This window comes from Burkholderia sp. AU45251, from assembly GCF_030482905.1.
GTDB lineage: Bacteria > Pseudomonadota > Gammaproteobacteria > Burkholderiales > Burkholderiaceae > Burkholderia > Burkholderia aenigmatica.
On record NZ_JAUJQH010000001.1, the window covers coordinates 464993 to 485247 of the forward strand.

Below are 20255 nucleotides of genomic sequence, written 5' to 3' on the forward strand. Positions count from 1 at the left end.
GGGCGACGCGATGAATTCCTCCTCCGATTCGATCTCCCCCGGCGCAGGCGGATTCGTGCCGCCGAATCCGGGCGGCGTGCATCCGTCCGCGGCGGGCACGGCCGGCCCGACCGCGACGCAGCCGCGCCCGGGGCGCTGGGCCGCGAGCGGCACGAACCCGCTCGTCGCGGCGGCAAATCCGTTGCTGAACCTGGTGCCGCAGATCCGTTCGACCGTCCATCACCCGAATCCGGCGTGGCTGCGCGAGCACCTGGTCGTCGAGATCCGGCAGTTCGAGGCACGTGCGCAGGAAGCCGGCGTGCCGTCGGAAGCGATCATCGGCGCGCGCTACTGCCTGTGCACGGCGCTCGACGAAGCGGCCGCGCTGACGCCGTGGGGCGGCAGCGTGTGGTCGTCGCACAGCCTGCTCGTGTCGTTCCACAACGAGACCTGGGGCGGCGAGAAGTTCTTCCACCTGCTCGAACGCCTGTCGCAGCAGCCGCGCCAGCATCTCGACCTGCTCGAGCTGCTGTATTTCTGTCTCGCGCTCGGCTTCGAGGGCCGCTATCGCGTGCTCGACAACGGTCATGCGCAGCTCGACGCGCTACGCCACCAGCTCGCGCTGACGATCCGCTCGGTGCGCGGCGAATTCGAACCGGCGCTGTCGCCGCACTGGCGCGACGTCGTCACGCGCGATGTCGCACGCCGTTTCGTCGTGCCGCTGTGGGTATGCGTGGCGCTGGCGCTGCTGATCGGCTTCGGCGTGTTCGTCGGGCTGCGGATCGCGCTCGCCGGGCATTCGGATCGGCTGTTCGCGTCGATCGACGCGCTGCACGTGCCGAAGCTGCAGCCCGCGCAGGCGCCGCCGCGTCCGGCGCCGGCGCCGCGCATCGCGAAGTTCCTGGAACCGGAAATCGCGGCTGGCCTCGTGTCGGTGCGCGACGACGCCGATCGCAGCGTGATCGTGTTGCGCGGCGACGGGTTGTTCAAGTCCGGCTCGACGTCGGTGATCGACCGCTACGTGCCGGTGCTCGCGCGCGTGGCCGATGCGCTGAACAAGGTGCCCGGCAACGTGCGCGTGACCGGCTATACCGACGACACGCCCGTGCATACCGCGCGCTTCGCGTCGAACTGGGACCTGTCGCGCGAACGCGCGGAAGCCGTGCGCGGCATGATCGCCGCGCGGCTCGACCATCCGGAGCGGCTCGCGGCGGAAGGGCGTGGCACGCTCGACCCGGTCGCACCGAACGATTCGCCGGCGAACCGCGCGCTGAACCGGCGCGTCGAGATCACGCTGCTGCCGGCGCCCGGCACTGCCGCCGTCGGCGCGAGCGCCACGCAGGGAGCCCACTGACATGAACCAGGCTGTCGCGCGTTTCGTCCGGCCGTTGCCGTCGCGGGAAATCTGGACTTTCGCCGGTCTCGTCGTGCTCGCATGCTTCATCTGGCTCGCCGGCCCGCTGTTCTCGTTCGCCGAGGTCCGGCCGCTCGAAAGCGGCTGGGCGCGCGGGCTGACGATCGCGGTGCTGTTCCTCGCGTGGGGCGCACGGGTCGCGTGGCGCGGCTGGCGTGCCGGCCGCCTCAACGCGCAGTTGCTGAACCAGCTGCGCGAAGCCGCGCCGGGGCCGGCCACCGCCGACGATCCGGCCAAAGCGCAGCTCGACGAGTTGCGCAGCCGCTTCGACGAAGCCGCGACGCTGCTGAAGAAAGTCCGCTTCGGCCAGGCCGACACAGCGCGCAAGGGCCTGTCGCAGTGGTTCGACCGGATGTCGCGCCAGTATCTGTATCAGTTGCCGTGGTACGTGTTCATCGGCGCACCGGGCTCGGGCAAGACCACCGCGCTCGTGAATTCCGGGCTCAGTTTTCCGCTCGCCGAGCAGTTCGGCCGCGCGGCGATTCGCGGCGTAGGCGGCACCCGGCATTGCGACTGGTGGTTCACGAACGACGCGGTGCTGATCGACACGGCCGGCCGCTATACGACGCACGAGGGCAACCGCGCGCTCGACGAGGCCGAGTGGAAAGGCTTCGTCGACCTGTTGAAGAAATACCGCACGCGCCAGCCGCTGAACGGTGCGATGCTGACGATCAGCGTGGCCGACCTGCTCGGCGCGTCGGAGGCCGAACGCACGCAGCACGCGATGGTGCTTCGCAAGCGGCTGCTCGAACTGCGCGCGCAGCTCGGCATCCGTTTTCCCGTGTACCTGCTCGTGACGAAGGCCGACCTGCTCGCGGGCTTCGCCGAGTATTTCAGCAGCTACGGCCGCACAGAATGCGCGCAGGTGTGGGGTTTCACGTTCCCGCTCGCGCAAAGCGAGGCACCGGGTTTCGACCTGCGCGCGGCATTCGACCGCGAATACCGGCTGCTGCACCAGCGGCTGAATGACGGGCTGCCCGAACTGCTTGCCGCGCAGACCGACGCCCGACAGCGCGAGATGACGTACCTGCTGCCGCAGCAGATCGCCGACCTGCAGGACATGCTCGGCCAGTTCGTCGCCGAGGTGTTTTCCGTGTCGAGCTACGAGCCGATGCCGATGTTGCGCGGCGTCTACCTGACGAGCGGCACGCAGGAGGGCACCGCGTTCGATCGCGTGATGAGCGGCATCAAGCGCTTCCTGAAGATCGAGGGCGTGCCGCCGGTCGCGCAGGTCGGTTCGACCGGGCGCAGCTTCTTCCTGAAGTCGCTGCTGCAGGAGCACATCTTCCGCGAAGCCGCGCTCGCCGGCAGCGATCTGCGCTGGCATCAGAAGCGGCGCGTGCTGCAGATCGCCGGCTACGTGCTGCTCGCGCTGGTGTGCGTGGCCGTGCTGGTCGCGTGGCTGCGCAGCTATTCGAACAATCGCGCGTATCTCGACCAGATCGCCGCGCGCGTACCGGCCGTCGATACGCAGATCGCCGGGGCGAAATTCTCCGATGCCGCCGACGTCGCCCGCCTGCTGCCCGTGCTCGACGCGCTCGGCGGCCTCGCGAATGCGGGCGGCGTCGACCTGCAGCATCCGCCGCTCGCGTATCGGTGGGGGCTGTTCCAGGGCGAGAAGATCGACGAAGCCGTCGATGCCGTGTACCGGCGCGCGCTCGAAGACGTGCTGCTGCCGATCGCCGCGAGCCGGATGGAAGCCGCGTTGCGCGACGCACGGCCCGACGAGACCGAATACGCGTATGCGGCGCTGAAGGCGTACCTGATGCTGTACGACAGCGCGCACTACGATCCGGCGTTCGTGCAGGCCGTCGTCGACCTCGAAATGGAACGCGCGCTGCCGCCCGATTTCTCGCCGGCCGAGCGCTCCGCGCTGCGTGCCCATCTCGCCGCGCTGTTCGGCGGACGCGTCGCGGTGTCGCCGTATCCGATGAACGAGCGGCTCGTGGCCGACGTGCGCGACCGGCTGCGGCAGGTGCCGTTCTCGCAGCGGCTGTACCGTCAGCTCACGCTCACGCTGCGGCCGGCCACCTCCGCGTTCGACTTCAGCGTCGCGCGGGCAGTCGGCCCCGACGCGTCGCTCGTGTTCCGCCGCCAGAGCGGCAAGCCGCTGTCGGAAGGCGTGCCGGGCTTCTATACGCGCAACGGCTATCGCAACGTGTTCGCGCCGCGCCTGGCCGGCGAGGTCGAAGCCTACGGACGCGAGGAAGTGTGGGTGCTGAACCTCGGTCTCTCCGAGATTCCGGGGCCGAACGACGCGGCCGCATGGGCCCGCGATATCCGCCAGCTGTACCTGAACGACTACCTGAAGATCTGGGACGACTATCTCGCCGACATCAAACTGCAACGCACCGCGACGCTCGCGCAGAGCATCCAGGTGGCGCGTGCGCTGTCGTCCGCCGATTCGCCGCTCACGCGGCTGATGGTTGCGCTCGCGCGCGACACGGCGCTCGGCGATGCGCCGGGCGGGGCGCGCAATCTCGCGGCGCGCGCGCAGGACAAGGTTGACGAGGCGCGCAGTTCGCTGTCGCAGATCTTCGCGGGCCAGGGCAGCAATGCGAGCGCATCCGCGGCGGCGCCCGCGAGCGCCGAACAGATCGTCGACAGCCACTTCGCCGGGCTGCGCGCGTTCGCGCCGGGCAGCGGCGACCAGGCCCAGGCGTTCAACGAGGTGTTGAAGTCGATCGACGCGCTGTACACGTACCTGACGGCCACCGACGACGCGCTGAGGAGCGGCGCGCAACCGCCGCCGTCCGACGCGCCCGCCAAGCTGCGCGCGCAGGCCGGCCGCCTGCCGACGCCGTTCCGCGAAGTGCTCGACGACCTGTCGAACGTCGCGAACGGCAGTGTCGCGACCGTCGAGCAGCGCAGCGTCGCGACGCGGGCCGGCGCGAACGTGGGCGACTTCTGCCGGCAGGCGATCGCGGGCCGCTATCCGTTCGCGCGCGGCGCGTCGCGCGACGTCGCGCCGGCGGATTTCGCGCAGATGTTCGCGCCCGGCGGGCTGATGGACGACTTCTTCCAGAAGAACCTGCAGTCGATCGTCGATACGACGTCGCATCCGTGGCGCTTCGCGAACCGCAATGCGGACGCCGATCCGTCGGCCGCCGCGATGCTTGCATCGTTCGAGAAGGCGGCGGTGATCCGCGACGTCTATTTCGGCGGCGGTGCGCGCACCGCGCAACTGAAGGTGCAGATCCAGCCGCTCGAAATGGATCCGTCGATCACGGAGATGGTGCTCGACGTCGACGGGCAGATCGTCCGCTACGCGCACGGCCCGCTGGTGCAGAGCGCGGTGGACTGGCCAGGCCCGCGCGGCAGCAACCAGGTGCGGCTGCAGGTATCGGGGCAGGCCGGTGCGACCGACGGTTTCTCGACCGACGGGCCGTGGGCACTGCACCGGCTGTTCGACCGCGCGGCCGTGTCGGCCGGGCGCGGTTCCGACCAGATGATTGCGCGCTTCACGGTCGACGGCAAACCGATCGTGCTGCAAGTGAATGCGGGCAGTGTCCGCAACCCGTTCAGGCTGCCCCAGATGGAGTCCTTTACATGCCCTCCGAAGCCATGAGCTCGACCCCGCCGTTCACGCGTACCGACGGCGATGCGCCGGCCTGGTACGGGAAGATTCCCGGCGCCGGCGACTTCGTGAACAGCCGTCTGCCGCATGCGCTCGCGCTGTGGTGGGAGCGTTGGCTCCAGCAGGGGATGGCCGCGATGCGGCAGCGCGGCGCGGACGAGATCGAGCGCCACTACACGGTCGCGCCGGTCTGGAATTTCCTGATTCCGGCGGGCGCCGGCGCGTCGTGCGTGCAGCCGGGCTGCCTCGCGCCGAGCTGCGACCGCGTGGGGCGTTACTACCCGGTGATCGTCACGCTGCCGATGCGCGCGGCCGATTACTGGAACGGGCTGCCGGATGCCGCCGACACGTTCTACTGGCAGGTCGGCCAGGCGCTGCTCGACGCGATCCGCCATGCACGCGCGCCGGGCGATCTCGAGCAGATGCTCGAACGCGTGCGGCTCACACAGGGCGACGACACGTACGCGGACATCGTCGACGGCATGCCGGCGCCGCCGCCGGAACGGCCGGCCCCGGCTGCGTGGCCGGGGCTGTCCGGTTACTTCGATCCGCACGGCGGCACCAGTTTCTGGTGGACCAACCGCGCGGACGGATCGCCGCTGCGCACGCATGCGCATACGGGCACGCCCGACAACGCGCTGTTCCTGACGCTGTTCGGCGGCAGTTAGCGGCCCGGCCGCAGGAGGGCGGGCCGCCGGGCGCGGCGGGCGGACAGGACGCGGTTTCGAGAGGTGGTGGAGATGAAGGACGCTGGATCGAGAGACAACGAGCACGACACGGCGATACGCGGCGACGCATCCGAATTCACGGTGCGGCCGCTGCCGCTCGGCCATCGCCTGGGCGAACTGCAGCTCGACGAGGTGCTGGGCATCGGCGGCTTCGGGATCGTCTATCGCGCATTCGACCGCACGTTGCGGCGCGCGGTCGCGATCAAGGAATACATGCCGTCGATGCTGGCCACGCGCGGCGGCGACTATACGGTGTCGCTGCGCTCCGAGCGGTTCGCGCAGGCGTTCGACGCCGGGCGCGGCGCGTTCCTCAACGAAGCGCGCCTGCTCGCGCAATTCGATCATCCGGGGCTCGTCAAGGTCCTGCATTTCTGGGAAAGCCACGGCACCGCATACATGGTGATGCCGTTCTACGAAGGGCGCACGCTCAAGCAGCTGCTCGACGGCGGGATGCGGATCAGCGAGACGCAGTTGCGCAATATCGTCGGCGCGCTGCTCGGCGCGCTCGACACGCTGCACCGCGCGCAGTGCTTCCATCGCGACGTCGCGCTCGACAACGTGCTGATCCGCCCGAACGGCAGCGCGATCCTGCTCGACTTCGGCGCGGCGCGCAAACGGATCGGCGATCTGGTCGACGACGGCGCGATGATGATCAAGCCCGGCTACGCGCCGATCGAGCAGTACACCGACGATCCCGCGTTCAGCCAGGGGCCGTGGACCGATCTCTATGCGCTCGGCGCGGTGATGCACGCGATGATCACCGGCGAGCTGCCGCCCGCGGCGGTCGTGCGCAGCATCAAGGACACGTACCGGCCGCTCGCATCGCGCGAACTGCCGGCCGGCGAGGTGTACAGCCCGGCGTTTCTCGCGGCCGTCGATCATGCGCTGCAGTTGCGGATTCCGGATCGGCCGGAATCGGTCGCAGCGTTCGCGGCGGAACTCGGGTTGCGGGATTTCGGGGCGGGTGGCGGGTATGGTGCGGCGGCCGTGCCGCCTGTGACTGAAGCAGGCAGGAGCGGGGAAGGGAAGGGTGAAGCTTCTGCTGCGTCCGGCACGACGTCGGCTGCCGCTGCGGCTTCGATCGGCGCGGGCGCGACCGCTTCGGGCAACGCTGCGCAGGATGGGCGGCCGTCAACGCCCGCCGGTGAGGATCAGGTGTCCAGGGCCACCGACACGGCATCCGCATCGTCTGCCGTGTCCGCTGCCAAGCCGGAGACCGATGCGCGTTCAACGCGCCAGGCGGCCGCGCAAGGCGCCACGACTGCGGCCGCCGGCACGCTCGCAGCGTCCGCATCGTCTGGGCCTCAGCCGGCGGTCAACCCGGTTGAAAAGCCGATTGAATCCGACGCACCGAACGGAAACGCCGAACGCGCGAAAGCACCGCCCGCTGCACGAACCGACACCCGCGACGAAGCCGGTACGCGATCCGCAAATCCCGACACGGACATCGGTGCGCGCAGTGCAGCAGGTTCCGGGAATGCGAACGCGCACGCGACTGCCGGCGCACCGTATCCCGCCGCATCGGCTTCGTCATCAGGCGGTGCATCCGTGCCGCCCGGTGCCCAACGCGGTCAAGCCACCGCCGGATCGCGCCACCGCCGCCTGCCGGTCTACGTCGGTAGCGCGCTCGTCGCGCTGATCGCCGTCGGCCTCGCCGCAACCTATCTGTCGCGTCCTGCCCGCGTCGCCGACGCGCCCGCGCCCGTTGCGAGCCAGCCGCTGGCCGGCACGTCTCCGCCTGCAAGCGCGCCGGCCGCCACACTGGCCCAACAGGGGCCGACACCGACCGTCGTGCCGCCGTCCAGCCTGCCGGCCGGATCGTCCGCGCAAGTTCCGCCGCCCCCCATTGCCGCCGAGCCTGCCAGCACGCCTGCCGTTGAAGCCGCGCCCGCGCCGCAGGTTGCGACCACCGTGACGAACCCGGCCCCGGCGGCGGCCGGTTCCAGTTCCGCCATCGCGCCCGCCGGCAGCCTCGACGCGTCGGAGCGCGTCGTCAACGTGCCGCCGTCGGAAGCCGCCGTACCACCGGTGGCTTCGGCATCCTCGGCGCCGAAGCCGCCTGAAAACCAGACGGCCATCGCCGCCGCGAACGTGCTGCCCGCCGAGCAACAGCCGCGTCCGCAGAAGGCGCAGGAAACCGTGCAGGTGCGATTCAACGTGCGGCCGTGGGGCGACATCTACGTGAACGGCGCGCGGCGCGGCGCGAGCCCGCCGCTGCGTTCGGTATCGCTGACGCCGGGCGTCTACGTGATCGAGATCCGCAACGGCTCGCTGCCGCCGTTGCACCGCACCGTGGCGATCGACTTCGGCAGCAAACCGGTCAACATCGACTATGCATTCGAATGACGTCAGCCAGGCGGCGCTGGCCGCCGCCGCATTGTCCCCGATGCCACCCGGCATGCCGGCGACACCGCGCGCCGACGTAATCGGCCAACTGCTCGCGGATGTCGCGCCCGATGCGCCGTGCGGCACGAACCTCGAATACGACGCCGAGTTCCTGCAACTGCAGGAGCGTGCGACGCCGCGTGCCGAGCAGCAATACGGCGACACCGTGATCCCGGCCGAAGCGCCCGACTGGCGCGCGGTCGAGCGGCTCGCGCTGGCGCTGTCCGCGCGCACGAAGGATCTGCGCGTCATCGCCTGTCTCGCACGAAGCTGGACCGAGCAGCACGGCATTCCCGGCTACGCGGACGCGCTCGCGCTCGTCGCGAACCTGCTCGAGCGCCGCTGGGACGACCTGCATCCGCGGCTCGACGCGGACGGCGAACCGGACCCGACACTGCGGATGAACGCGCTCGCCGAGGTAGCCGGCGCGCACGATTGCGCACGTGCGGCGCGCCGCCAGCCGTTGTTCGACGGCGGGCCGAGCGTGCGCGACGCCGAACGGCTGCTCGACGGCCGCGACGACGCCGGCAGCCCCGTGGCCGGCAGCCGCGAAAGCCTGCTGGCTGCGCTGTCCACCGCGCGCAGCGACGGCACGACCCCGCTCGACGCGGCGCGCGTGGTACTGCACGCGCTGGATGCGATCCGCGTGTGCGTGACGGACAGGCTGGGCCGCGAATGGGCGCCCGACGAAGGCGATGCGGAGAAGGCGCTGCGGCGGATCGTGCGCGAAGTGCCGCTGCCCGAGCCGCAACCGGTCTCTCCCGACATGCAGCAGGCCGCACCCGGCGACGCCTCACCGGCCGGCCCCGCAGCAACCGCAGCGGCGGCGATGCCGAACGCCCACGCGTGGCGCGACGCCGAAGTCACGAGCCGCGACGACGTGCGGATCGGTCTCGACAAGATGTGCCGCTATTTCGAGCAGCACGAGCCGAGCCATCCGGCGCCGTTGCTGCTGCGTCGCGCGCAGCGGCTGCTCGCGCTCGACTTCTACGAAATCATCCGCGATCTCGCGCCGGAGAGCCTGCCGAAGCTGGATCTGCTGAGCGGCGAGCGGAGCGAATGAAACGAACGAAAGGCGCCGCCATGCGGGCGACGCCGACGGACTGCGCAACCTGATCGATGTGAAGGAGTGGACGATGACGGACAGAACCAAGGCGGCAGGCAGCGGACAGAAGTTCATTGCGCGCAATCGGGCGCCGCGCGTGCAGATCGAGTACGACGTCGAGACCTACGGCGCCGAACGCAAGGTGCAGTTGCCGTTCGTGATGGGCGTGATTTCGGATCTGGCGGGCAAGCGTGCCGAGCCGCTGCCGGATTTGCCGGAGCGCAAGTTCCTCGAGATCGACGTCGACAACTTCGACGAGCGGATGAAGTCGGTCGCGCCGCGCGTCGCGTTCCAGGTGCCGAACACGCTGACGGGCGAAGGGATGCTCAACGTCGACATGACGTTCGAGCAGATCGACGATTTCTCGCCGGCCGCGATCGCGCGCAACGTCGACGCGCTGCGCCGGCTGCTGGAGGCGCGCACCGAGCTGTCGAACCTGCTGTCGTACATGGACGGCAAGCACGGCGCCGAACAGCTGATCGAGCGCGCGATCAACGATCCCGACCTGCTGAAGACGCTCGTGCGCGAACCGCATGCCCCTGCACAGGGCGGCGACGCGACCCAACCGGAGGCCCGCGATGAATGATCCCGTCCAATCCCGCGCGGACACACGCGATACCGCGCAACCGGCCGTCGCGCACGACGAATTCGCCGCGCTGCTGCAGAAGGAGTTCAAGCCGAAGACGGCCGAGGCGCGCGAGTCGGTCGAGCGCGCGGTGCGCACGCTCGCGCAGCAGGCGCTCGAACATACGGTCGGCATGACGACCGATGCATACGGCAGCGTGAAGCAGATCATCGCGGAGATCGACCGCAAGCTGTCCGAGCAGATCAACCAGATCCTGCATCACAACGAGTTCCAGACGCTCGAAGGCGCGTGGCGCGGGCTGCATTACCTCGTCACGCACACCGAGACCGACGAGCTGCTGAAGATCAAGGCGCTGCCGGCGTCGCGCAACGAAGTCGCGCGGATGCTGAAGCGCTACAAGGGCGTCGCGTGGGACCAGAGTCCGCTGTTCCGCAAGATCTACGAAGAGGAGTACGGGCAGTTCGGCGGCGAACCGTTCGGCTGCCTGGTCGGCGACTTCCATTTCAACCACAGCCCGCCCGACGTCGAGATGCTCGGCGAGTTGTCGAAGATCGCGGCGGCCGCGCACGCGCCGTTCATCGCCGGCGCGTCGCCGGAGCTGATGCAGATGGATTCGTGGCAGGAGCTGTCGAACCCGCGCGACCTGACGAAGATCTTCCAGAACACCGAATACGCGGCATGGCGCAGCCTGCGGCAGTCGGAGGATTCGCGCTACATCGGCCTCGCGATGCCGCGCTTTCTCGCGCGGCTGCCGTACGGTGCGCGCACCAATCCGGTCGACGAATTCGACTTCGAGGAAGACACCGATGCCGCGAACCACGACCGCTACACGTGGGCGAACTCGGCGTACGCAATGGCCGCGAACATCAACCGCTCGTTCAAGCAGTTCGGCTGGTGTTCGTCGATCCGCGGCGTCGAATCGGGTGGGGCGGTCGAGGGGCTGCCGAGCCACACGTTCCCGACCGACGACGGCGGCGTCGACCAGAAATGCCCGACGGAAATCGCGATCAGCGACCGCCGCGAAGCCGAGCTCGCGAAGAACGGCTTCATGCCGTTCGTGCACCGGAAGAACTCGGATTTCGCGGCGTTCATCGGCGCGCAGTCGCTGTACCAGCCGGCCGAATACCACGATCCCGACGCGACCGCGAACGCGCGGCTGTCCGGCCGCCTGCCGTACCTGTTCGCGTGCTGCCGCTTCGCGCATTACCTGAAGTGCATCGTGCGCGACAAGATCGGCTCGTTCCGCGAACGCGACGACATGGAGCGCTGGCTGAACGACTGGATCATGAACTACGTCGACGGCGACCCCATCAACTCGTCGCAGGAAACCAAGGCGCGCAAACCGCTCGCGGCCGCGCAGGTGGTGGTCGACGAGGTCGAGGACAACCCCGGCTACTACACGTCGAAATTCTTCCTGCGGCCGCACTACCAGCTCGAAGGGCTCACGGTGTCGCTGCGGCTCATCTCGCGGCTGCCGACCGCGAAGGCGGCCAACGAGTGAGCGGCGGCGCAAGCAACGATCGGCATTCAACGCGGCATTCATCCTGACATCGCACTGAAACGGAGACGGCAATGGGCGTGGCAATGTTTATGAAGGTGGACGGCGTGACCGGCGAATCGGCGGACGCACAGCACAAGGGCTGGACCGACATCCAGTCGTTCACGTGGGGCGCGAGCCAGCCGGGCGCGATGGCGAGCGGCAGCGGCGGCAATGCGGGCAAGGCGAGCTTCAACGATCTCGTCGTCGCCGCGTACATGGACAAGGGCGCGCCCGCGATCATCAAGAACTGCGCGAACGGCAAGCATCTGTCGTCGGTCGAGATCTCCGCGTGCAAGACGGGCGGCACGCAGGTCGAGTTCATGCGCGTGACGCTGCAGGAGGTGCTCGTCACGTCCGCGCAGGTCGCGGGCATCGATCCGGGCGACGTCGCCGACCGGCTGATGATGCACTACGGTTTCCAGGCCGCGAAGGTGAAGAAGCAGTACTGGCAGCAGAACGACAACGGCGGCAAGGGCGCGGAGGTGACCGTCGGCTGGAACATCAAGGAAAACACCGAGATGTGACGGTGCGGAGATGACCATGGACGACCCGCGAACCCGCGACGGCCGGGAGGGCAGCCTGCGCGACCGGCTCCAGCCCGCGTTGCTCGACCGGCTCACCGACGATGCGCCGCAGCACGCGACCGAAGCGCCCGGCGCACAGTGGATCGGCACCGACCGCCTGCGCGCGGCCGTGCTGCGCGATCTCGCGTGGCTGCTCAACACGCGCAACGCCGAGGACGGTTTCGTCGACTGGTCGGCGTTCGCGCACGCGCAGGCGTCGGTGCTCAACTACGGGATGCGGCCGCTCGTCGGCAAGCCGATGTCGGGCGTCGAGCGCATGTCGGTCGAGGCGTCGATCCGCGACGCGATCCTCCGTTTCGAGCCGCGCATCGCGCCCGACAGCGTCGAAGTGCGCAGCGTGATCGACGCGGCCGGCGGCCGGGCTGGCGAACGGCGCCACAACGTGTTGCTGTTCGAGATTCACGGCACGCTGTGGTCGATCCCGCATCCGCTCGAATTCGTGCTGCGCTCCGACCTCGATCTCGAGACGGGCGCGATGTCGCTGCAATCCGTGGCGGGGGCCTGACGCGATGGATACGCGCCTGCTCGACTACTACAACCGCGAACTCGCGTACCTGCGCGAGCTGGGCGGCGAATTCGCGCAGCAGTTCCCGAAAGTGGCCGCGCGGCTGCGGCTCAATGAATCGGGGCCGCCCGACCCGTACGTCGAGCGGCTGCTCGAAGGCTTCAGCTTCCTTACCGCGCGCGTGCAGCTCAAGATGGACGCCGAGTTTCCGCGCTTCACGCAGGCGCTGCTCGATGCCGTGTATCCGGGCTATATCGCACCGCTGCCGTCGATGGCGATCGTGCGGTTCGCGCCGCTGCTGAACGAAGGCAGCCTCGCGCAAGGCTGGCGGCTGCCGGCCGGCACCGCGCTGCGCGCGCGTCCGGCCGCGTCCGAGCAGACCGCCTGTGAATTCCGCACCGCGCATGACCTGACGTTGTGGCCGCTCGAACTGACCGATGCGACCGTCACCGGCGCGCCGTCGTGGCTGCCGCGTGGCGCCTTCGCCGCACGGCAGGACGTGCGCGGTGCGCTGCGCATCCGGCTGAAAGCGCGCGGCGGTGCCAAACTCTCCCAGTTGCCGCTCGACCGGCTGACGTTCCATCTCGCCGGCCCCGAGCGCGACGCGTTGCACCTGCTCGAACTGATCGCCGCGCATGCGCTTGGCGTCGTGTGCCACGATCCGGCGCAGCCGCCGCGCTGGTTGCATACGCTCGACGCCGACGCGATCGTCCACGAGGGTTTCGATCCCGCGCAGGCGATCCTGCCCGACGACGGCCGCAGCTTCCACGGCTACCGGCTGCTGCGCGAGTATTTCGCGTTTCCGGCGCGCTTCCTGTTCTTCAGCATCGGCGGGCTGCGTGCCGCGCTCGCGCGCGCGACCGGCGACGAGTTCGAACTGACCGTGCTGTTCGACCGCCACGACGCGGCGCTCGAAGCGGCCGTCAGCGCGAAACACCTCGCGCTGAACTGCACGCCGGCCGTGAACCTGTTCGCGCGCCGTGCCGATCGCATTCCGCTGCAGCCCGGCGCGCGTGAGCACCATGTCGTCGTTGATCGCAGCCGGCCGCTCGACTACGAGGTCTATGCGGTGCAGCGGCTCGCGAGCGAGCAGCGCGACGACGGCCAGTCGCGCGAATTCCGGCCGTTTCACGCGTCGATCGCCAGCGACGACGGCAACCACGGCGCGTACTACACGGTGCGGCGCGAGCCGCGGCTGGTCTCCACGCAGGCACGCGCGAGCGGCACGCGCACCGGCTACGTCGGCAGCGAGACCTACGTGTCGCTGGTCGACAGCCAGTGCGCGCCGTACGACGAGACGATGCGTTACCTGGCGGCCGACACGCTGTGCACGAACCGCGATCTCGTGCTGCTGCAGGCACCCGGCGACGCGAACACGTTCACGCTGCGCGTGTCGGCCCCGGTCGAAAGCATCGTCGCGATCCGTGGCCCGTCGCGGCCGCGCCCGCCGATCGCCGATGCGCAAACCGCGTGGCGGCTGATCCGCCATCTCGGGCTGGCCCGCCACACGCTGACCGATCTCGACGACGACGAGGGCGCGCATGCGCTGCGCGAACTGCTCGGCCTGCATGCCGACCCGGCCGATGCCGCGATGCGCCGGCAGATCGATGGCGTACTGCGCGTGGCGTTCTCGCCGGTGTTCCGCCGGCTGCCGACGGCCGGGCCGCTGATGTTCGGGCGCGGCGTGCAGGTCGACGTGACGGTCGACGACCATGCGTTTTCCGGCGACAGTCCGTTCCTGCTCGGCGCGGTGCTCGAACAGTTCTTCGCGCGCCACGTGTCGATCAACGCGTTCGCCGAATGCGTGCTGACCAGCGCGCAGCGCGGCACGCTCGCGCGCTGGCCGGCGCGCATCGGCAGGCGGCCCGCGATATGAAGCGCGATAGGTCACCGGGCGCCGCCCCGGCCGCCGAAGCCGCACGCCGCGACGCGTGGTGGGCACGCCTGCGTGCCGCGCCGCATGGTTACGACCTGTTCCAGGCGCTGCGCTGGCTCGACGCGCTGTCGCCCGGCCGCGCGCCGCTTGGCCATGCCGCGCGGCCGCGTGACGAACCGGTGCGGCTCGGGCAACAGCCGTCGCTCGCGTTCGCGGCATCGATGCTGGCCGGCGTGAGCGACGAGGGCAGTGGCACGCCGCCGCGCATCGCGATCCACGGGTTCGGGGTGTTCGGGCCGAACGGGCCGCTGCCGACGCACCTGACCGAATACGCGCACGAACGCGCGGCACAGCACGACGACCCGACGTTCGCCGCGTTCGCCGACCTGTTCCATCACCGGCTGATCCTGCTGTTCTACCGCGCGTGGGCCGACGCGCAGCCGACGGTGAGCCTCGATCGCCCGGAACGTGCACGGTTCGATGGCTATGTCGCGAGCCTGATCGGGCGAGCAGCACACGGCGACAAACCGGCCTCGCAAGCCAACGCCGACACCGACGCGCTCGCGCCGCACGCGCGCTATTTCCATGCGGGCCATCTGGTGCGGCACACGCGCAACCCGGAGGGCCTCGTGCAGATCCTGCGCCGGCACTTCGGTGTCGAGGCCCGCATCGTCGAGCACATGCCGCAGTGGGTCGCGATCGAACGCTCGCAGCGCTGCACGATCCGCGCGACGCGGCCGACGTTGCGGGTCGGCGCCGTCGCACTCGGCATCGCGGTGCGCGATGCGCAGTCGCGCTTCCGGATCGTGCTCGGCCCGCTGTCGCTCGACGCGTACCGCCGTTTCCTGCCGGGCGGCCCGCATGCCCGGCAGCTCGCGCAATGGGTGCGCGAATACGTCGGCATCGAGTTCGACTGGGACGTGCAACTCGAACTCGCGGCCGACGCGGTGCCGGCGATCGCGCTCGGCGTGCCGCAGGGCATCGGCCGCACCGCGTGGCTCGGACAGCGGCTCGAACCGGGCCCCGCGCGCGACCTCGTCGTCCGCTACGACGTGCGGCGCGGCGGCGCCCCCCTTCATCGCGAAACCGCCTAAATGGGAACCGTCATGTCCGATATCGGCCGCGCCAACCTGTTCGGAAAACTGAATCCGTTCCTCTACGAGACGCTCGAGCAGGCGACCGGCTTCTGCCGGCTGCGCGGCAATCCGTATGTCGAACTTGCACACTGGCTCAAGCAGATGCTGCAGCGGCCCGACGGCGACCTGCAGCGCGTACTGCGCCACTTCGCGATCGACGCCGCCGCGCTCGACCGCGGGCTCGTTGCCGCGCTCGACAAGCTGCCGCGCGGCGCGGGCTCGGTGTCGGATCTGTCCGTGCATATCGACGATGCGGTCGAACGTGCGTGGGTCTACGCGACGCTGAAGTACGACGCGACGCGCATTCGCGGCGCGGTGCTGCTGCTCGCGCTCCTGAAGACGCCGCAGTTGCGCAACGTGCTGCTGGCGATCACGCGCGAATTCGAGCGCATCGTGCCGGACGTGCTCGCCGACGCGCTCGAATCGATCGTCGAAGGCTCGCCGGAGGCACCACCGGCCGGGCAGGCTGCGCCGGGCGGCGACGCTGCGATGCGCGGCACGACCGCCGCCGCCGACGGCTCGGCGCTTGCGCGCTTCGCGGTCGACCTGACCGCCCGCGCGCGGGCCGGCGAGATCGATCCCGTGATCGGGCGCGATCCGGAGATTCGCCAGATCGTCGACATCCTGCTGCGGCGCCGGCAGAACAACCCGCTGCTGGTCGGCGAGGCCGGCGTCGGCAAGACCGCCGTCGCGGAAGGCTTCGCGCTGCGAATCGCCGCCGGCGACGTGCCGCCATCGCTGCGCGACGTCGCGCTGTACCTGCTCGACATCGGGCTGCTGCAGGCCGGCGCGAGCGTGAAGGGCGAGTTCGAGAGCCGGCTGCGCGGCGTGATCGACGAAGCGATGTCGTCCGAGCGGCCCGCGATCCTGTTCATCGATGAAGTCCACACGCTCGTCGGCGCGGGCGGGGCCGCCGGCACCGGCGACGCCGCGAACCTGTTGAAGCCCGCGCTCGCGCGCGGGCTGCTGCGCACGATCGGCGCGACCACATGGTCCGAGTACAAGCAGTACATCGAGAAGGATCCCGCGCTGACGCGGCGCTTCCAGCTCGTGCACGTGCACGAACCCGAAGAAGCGGCTGCGCTGACGATGCTGCGTGGCCTGGCCGGGAAACTCGAGGCCCACCATCGCGTGCTGGTGCTCGACGACGCGTTGCAGGCCGCCGTCACGCTGTCGCACCGCTACATTCCCGCCCGCCAGTTGCCCGACAAGGCGATCAGCCTGCTCGATACGGCCTGCGCGCGCGTCGCCGTCAGCCAGCACGCGGTGCCCGCGCCGATCGAAGATGCGCGCCGCCGGATCGACAGCCTGCGTGTCGAACAGGAACGGATCGGGCGCGAATGCACGCTCGGCACCGGCGATACGGCCCGGCGCGAGGCGATCGATCACGACATCGCCGCTGCCCAGACCGAACTCGACCGGCTCGACACGCGCTGGCAAACCGAACGCGACGCGTTGACGGCGATCGTCGACGCCCGTGCGCTGCTGCTCGACGACGATCCGTCGCGTGCGCTCGACGCCGACGCGCGTACCGCGGCGCAGAGCCGTCTCTCGGCCGAGCAGCAGGCGCTGACCGACCTGCAGGGCGACGCGCCGCTCGTGCTGCCCGCCGTCGACACGCATGCGGTGGCCGCCGTCGTGGCCGACTGGACCGGCATTCCGCTCGGCCGGATGGTGCGCGACGAAACGCAGGCCGTGCTGAAGCTCGCCGATACGCTCGGCGAGCGCGTCGTCGGCCAGAAGCACGCGGTCGAACTGATCGCCGAGCGCATCCAGACCGCACGCGCGAAGCTGGACGATCCGAAGAAGCCGCATGGCGTGTTCCTGCTGTGCGGCCCGTCGGGTGTCGGCAAGACCGAGACCGCGCTCGCACTGGCCGACACGCTGTACGGCGGCGAACACAACGCAATCACGATCAACATGAGCGAGTTCCAAGAGGCGCATACCGTGTCGACGCTGAAAGGCGCGCCGCCCGGCTATGTCGGCTACGGCCAGGGAGGGGTGCTCACCGAGGCCGTGCGCCGCCGCCCGTACAGCGTCGTGCTGCTCGACGAGATCGAGAAGGCGCACCGCGACGTGCACGAGATCTTCTTCCAGGTATTCGACAAGGGCTGGATGGAGGACGGCGAAGGGCGCGACATCGATTTCCGGCATACGGTGATCCTGCTGACGTCGAACGTCGGCGCCGATCGCGTGATGCAGCTATGCCGCGATCCCGAGCGCCTCCCGGACACGCAGACGCTCGCCGATGCGCTGCGCGCGCCGCTGCTCGACGTGTTTCCCGCCGCGCTGCTCGGCCGGCTGACCGTCGTACCGTACTACCCGCTCACCGACGCGACGCTCGCGCGGATCGTCGCATTGCAGTTGCGGCGGATCGAGCAGCGGATCGACGCGCATCACGGCATCCTGCTGCACTGCACCGACGCGGCGACCGCGCTGGTCGTCGAGCGCTGCCGGACGATCGAATCCGGTGGCCGGATGGTCGACGCGATTCTCACGCATACCGTGATGCCACGCATCGGCCGCGCGATCCTGCAGGCCACGCTCGAAGGGCGCGCGCTCGCGTCGATCGAGTTGAGCGCGGCCGACGGCGAATTCACGTACCGGTTCGACGAGGAGGAAACGACGTGAATCGCGTATTCACACTCGACAGCCCGCACGGCGATGCCCTCAAATTCCATACGCTCGACGGCAGCGACGAACTCGGCCGCCTGTACGAATTCCGGATCGAGGCGCTTGCCGACAGCCACAGCCTGTCGCTGAAGGACATGCTCGGCAAACCCGTGACAGTCCGGATCGAGCAGCAGGACCTCTCGACGCGCTACCTGAACGGCATCGTTGCGCGCGCATCGCTCGCCGGACGGCGAGCCGAACGGTACTACGGCTACGAGCTGATCGTGCGCCCGTGGCTGTGGCTCGCGACGCGCCGCTCCGATTGCCGGATCTTCCAGAACAAGACCGTGCCCGAGATCGTGCAGGAAGTGCTGTCCACGTACGGCTTTCCGATCGAGAACCACCTCGCCGAGTCGTATGCGCCACGCGACTACTGCGTGCAGTACAACGAGACCGATGCCGCGTTCGTGTCGAGACTGATGGAGTTCGAGGGGATTTATTTCTGGTTCCGGCACGCCGAGGATACGCATACGCTGATGCTGGGCGACGCGATGTCGTCGCACACCGTGCTGCCCGGCTACGAAACGATTCCGTACATCGCGCGCGACCGTACGGCGATCGCCGACGAGGAGCACATCGACGGCTGGCTGCCCGCGCAGGAAGTGAGTGTCGGCCGGCACCAGACCACCGATTACGACTATACGAAGCCGCGCGCCGATCTTTCGTCGCAGAAGGTCGATCCGCGTGGTCACGATCACGACAGTTTCGCATCGTTCGAGTGGCCGGGCGGCTATCGCGATGATGCGCCAGGCGCGCATTACAGCCGCGTGCGGCTCGAGGAACAGCAGGCTGAACACGAGCGGGCGAGCGCCGATACCGACGTGCGTGGTGCCGCGCCCGGGTATCTGTTCACGCTCGAACATTGCCCGCGCGCCGACCAGAACCGCGAGTACCTGATCGTGCGGTGCCGGTACCGGTTTCAGGAGAACGCGTATGCGAGCGATCAGGGCGCGGAGGCCGTCGTGCATCAGACGATGATGCTCGTGCAACCGTCGAGCCTGCCTTACCGGTCGCCGCGCGACACGCCGCGGCCGCGCACCAACGGGCCGCAGACGGCGACCGTCGTCGGGCCGCCCGGCGAGGAAATCTGGACCGACCAGTATGGGCGCGTGAAGCTGCAGTTCCGCTGGGATCGGTACGGGCAGAGCAATCAGGATTCGTCGTGCTGGGTGCGGGTGTCGAGTCCGTGGGCCGGAGGCGGGTTCGGGGGCGTGCAGATTCCTCGGGTGGGCGATGAGGTGGTCGTGGATTTCCTGAACGGCGATCCGGACGAGCCGATCGTCACCGGGCGGGTTTACAACGGCGAAAAGATGCCGCCGTGGGGGCTGCCGGGGAGTGCGACGCAAAGCGGGCTGCTGTCGAGATCGTCGCCGGGCGGGACGACCGACCATGCCAATGCGTTCCGGTTCGAGGACAAGAAGGGCGCCGAGCAACTCTGGATGCATGCGGAACGGAATTTCGATGCAGAGACGGAGGCCGATCACTCGCTGTCTGTCGGGAACAACCATACGCATACGGTCGGGAACGACGAAACGATGCAGGTGAAGAACAACCGGCAACGGAGTGTCGGGCAGAACGAGACGCTGAATATCGGCAAGAACCGGGTCGCGCAGATCGGGGTGGATGAGACGCATGGGGTGGGGGGGAATCGGACGCGGACGGTCGGGAAGAACGAAACCGTGACGATCGCCGCCAATCGCGACGCCACCATTGGTGGCGTGCATACCGAGACGGTCGCGAAGGGCAAGACCGAAACGATCGGCGAAGCCAAGATGCTGAACGTCGGACAGATGTATCAGACGACGTCGCAGGACATGAAGACGCTGGTTGCGTCGGCGCATACCGAAGAGATCGGTACGCGAACGTCGACAATCGCGAATGCGCACACGCACACGGTCGGCGGTGAGCACACCGTCAGCGTCGGCGCGAACCATACGACGAGCGTGCAGCACCAGGTGCTGGTCAATGCCGGCGACCAGCTTTCGCTCGTCTGCGGGATGTCCAGCATCGTGATGAAGAGCGACGGCACGATCACGATCCAGGGCGTCAACGTCGCATCGACCGGTACGAACACCCACAGCGTGAACGGCAAGACGGTGACGTCGTCGGCGACCGCGGAGCACACGGTCGAAGGCGCCGTCCTGAAACTGAATCCGTGACGGAGGCC

At 69.2% G+C, this 20255-nt stretch carries 13 protein-coding genes; all 13 read left to right on the top strand.

The genetic code is table 11. From position 1 onward, the window contains the following. The first annotated feature begins 10 nt into the window (after positions 1–10). The 13 genes from QZM67_RS02070 (at position 11) to tssI (ending at position 20247) form a co-directional block, all read left to right on the top strand. On the top strand, positions 11–1333 hold the full coding sequence (locus tag QZM67_RS02070; protein WP_175024504.1) for a DotU family type VI secretion system protein: 1323 nt from the start codon (positions 11–13) through the stop codon (positions 1331–1333). Position 1334: 1 nt separating this feature from the next. Next, a complete protein-coding gene (tssM, locus tag QZM67_RS02075) occupies positions 1335–4961 on the top strand; it encodes a type VI secretion system membrane subunit TssM (protein ID WP_301800457.1) in 3627 nt (1208 codons plus the stop codon). After that, a complete protein-coding gene (gene tagF, locus QZM67_RS02080) occupies positions 4943–5638 on the top strand; it encodes a type VI secretion system-associated protein TagF (RefSeq protein ID WP_175024506.1) in 696 nt (231 codons plus the stop codon). The genes tssM and tagF overlap by 19 nt, the downstream gene beginning before the upstream one ends. Before the next feature lie 72 nt (positions 5639–5710). Beyond that, positions 5711–8044 carry a serine/threonine-protein kinase gene (locus QZM67_RS02085; RefSeq protein WP_301800460.1) on the top strand — a complete coding sequence of 778 codons (2334 nt, stop codon included), beginning with the start codon at positions 5711–5713 and terminating at the stop codon, positions 8042–8044. Between the two features lie 40 nt (positions 8045–8084). Beyond that, positions 8085–9146 (top strand): type VI secretion system protein TssA, encoded by a 1062-nt coding sequence (gene tssA, locus QZM67_RS02090; protein ID WP_301801395.1) that lies wholly within the window; start codon positions 8085–8087, stop codon positions 9144–9146. Between the two features lie 73 nt (positions 9147–9219). Continuing rightward, entirely contained in the window at positions 9220–9774 is a 555-nt protein-coding gene (tssB, locus tag QZM67_RS02095; RefSeq protein WP_043183757.1) for a type VI secretion system contractile sheath small subunit, read from the top strand. Continuing rightward, positions 9767–11275, top strand: coding sequence for a type VI secretion system contractile sheath large subunit (gene tssC / locus QZM67_RS02100; protein ID WP_089452965.1), 1509 nt, complete (start codon positions 9767–9769; stop codon positions 11273–11275). The genes tssB and tssC overlap by 8 nt, the downstream gene beginning before the upstream one ends. Before the next feature lie 71 nt (positions 11276–11346). Next, positions 11347–11838 carry a type VI secretion system tube protein Hcp gene (locus QZM67_RS02105; RefSeq protein ID WP_027791618.1) on the top strand — a complete coding sequence of 164 codons (492 nt, stop codon included), beginning with the start codon at positions 11347–11349 and terminating at the stop codon, positions 11836–11838. A 16-nt stretch (positions 11839–11854) separates the two neighbouring features. Next, positions 11855–12403: a type VI secretion system baseplate subunit TssE gene (tssE, locus tag QZM67_RS02110; RefSeq protein WP_301800463.1), complete on the top strand. Its 549-nt coding sequence runs from the start codon at positions 11855–11857 to the stop codon at positions 12401–12403. A gap of 4 nt (positions 12404–12407) precedes the next feature. After that, positions 12408–14279, top strand: coding sequence for a type VI secretion system baseplate subunit TssF (gene tssF / locus QZM67_RS02115; RefSeq protein WP_301800465.1), 1872 nt, complete (start codon positions 12408–12410; stop codon positions 14277–14279). Beyond that, entirely contained in the window at positions 14276–15373 is a 1098-nt protein-coding gene (gene tssG, locus QZM67_RS02120; protein ID WP_301800468.1) for a type VI secretion system baseplate subunit TssG, read from the top strand. The genes tssF and tssG overlap by 4 nt, the downstream gene beginning before the upstream one ends. A gap of 12 nt (positions 15374–15385) precedes the next feature. Next, a complete protein-coding gene (gene tssH / locus QZM67_RS02125) occupies positions 15386–18046 on the top strand; it encodes a type VI secretion system ATPase TssH (RefSeq protein WP_301800470.1) in 2661 nt (886 codons plus the stop codon). Beyond that, on the top strand, positions 18043–20247 hold the full coding sequence (tssI, locus tag QZM67_RS02130) for a type VI secretion system tip protein VgrG (RefSeq protein ID WP_301800471.1): 2205 nt from the start codon (positions 18043–18045) through the stop codon (positions 20245–20247). Before tssH ends, tssI begins: the two co-directional genes overlap by 4 nt. The last annotated feature ends 8 nt before the right edge of the window (positions 20248–20255 follow it).

Bases quoted from the DNA above. Each gene is read 5' to 3' on its own strand.
- tssG (WP_301800468.1), top strand. From the start codon at position 14,276: ATGAAGCGCGATAGGTCACCGGGCGCCGCCCCGGCCGCCGAAGCCGCA.
- tssF (WP_301800465.1), top strand. From the start codon at position 12,408: ATGGATACGCGCCTGCTCGACTACTACAACCGCGAACTCGCGTACCTG.
- QZM67_RS02085 (WP_301800460.1), top strand. From the start codon at position 5,711: ATGAAGGACGCTGGATCGAGAGACAACGAGCACGACACGGCGATACGC.
- tssH (WP_301800470.1), top strand. From the start codon at position 15,386: ATGTCCGATATCGGCCGCGCCAACCTGTTCGGAAAACTGAATCCGTTC.
- QZM67_RS02070 (WP_175024504.1), top strand. From the start codon at position 11: ATGAATTCCTCCTCCGATTCGATCTCCCCCGGCGCAGGCGGATTCGTG.
- QZM67_RS02105 (WP_027791618.1), top strand. From the start codon at position 11,347: ATGGGCGTGGCAATGTTTATGAAGGTGGACGGCGTGACCGGCGAATCG.
- tssC (WP_089452965.1), top strand. From the start codon at position 9,767: ATGAATGATCCCGTCCAATCCCGCGCGGACACACGCGATACCGCGCAA.
- tssA (WP_301801395.1), top strand. From the start codon at position 8,085: ATGCCACCCGGCATGCCGGCGACACCGCGCGCCGACGTAATCGGCCAA.
- tagF (WP_175024506.1), top strand. From the start codon at position 4,943: ATGCCCTCCGAAGCCATGAGCTCGACCCCGCCGTTCACGCGTACCGAC.
- tssB (WP_043183757.1), top strand. From the start codon at position 9,220: ATGACGGACAGAACCAAGGCGGCAGGCAGCGGACAGAAGTTCATTGCG.
- tssM (WP_301800457.1), top strand. From the start codon at position 1,335: ATGAACCAGGCTGTCGCGCGTTTCGTCCGGCCGTTGCCGTCGCGGGAA.
- tssE (WP_301800463.1), top strand. From the start codon at position 11,855: ATGGACGACCCGCGAACCCGCGACGGCCGGGAGGGCAGCCTGCGCGAC.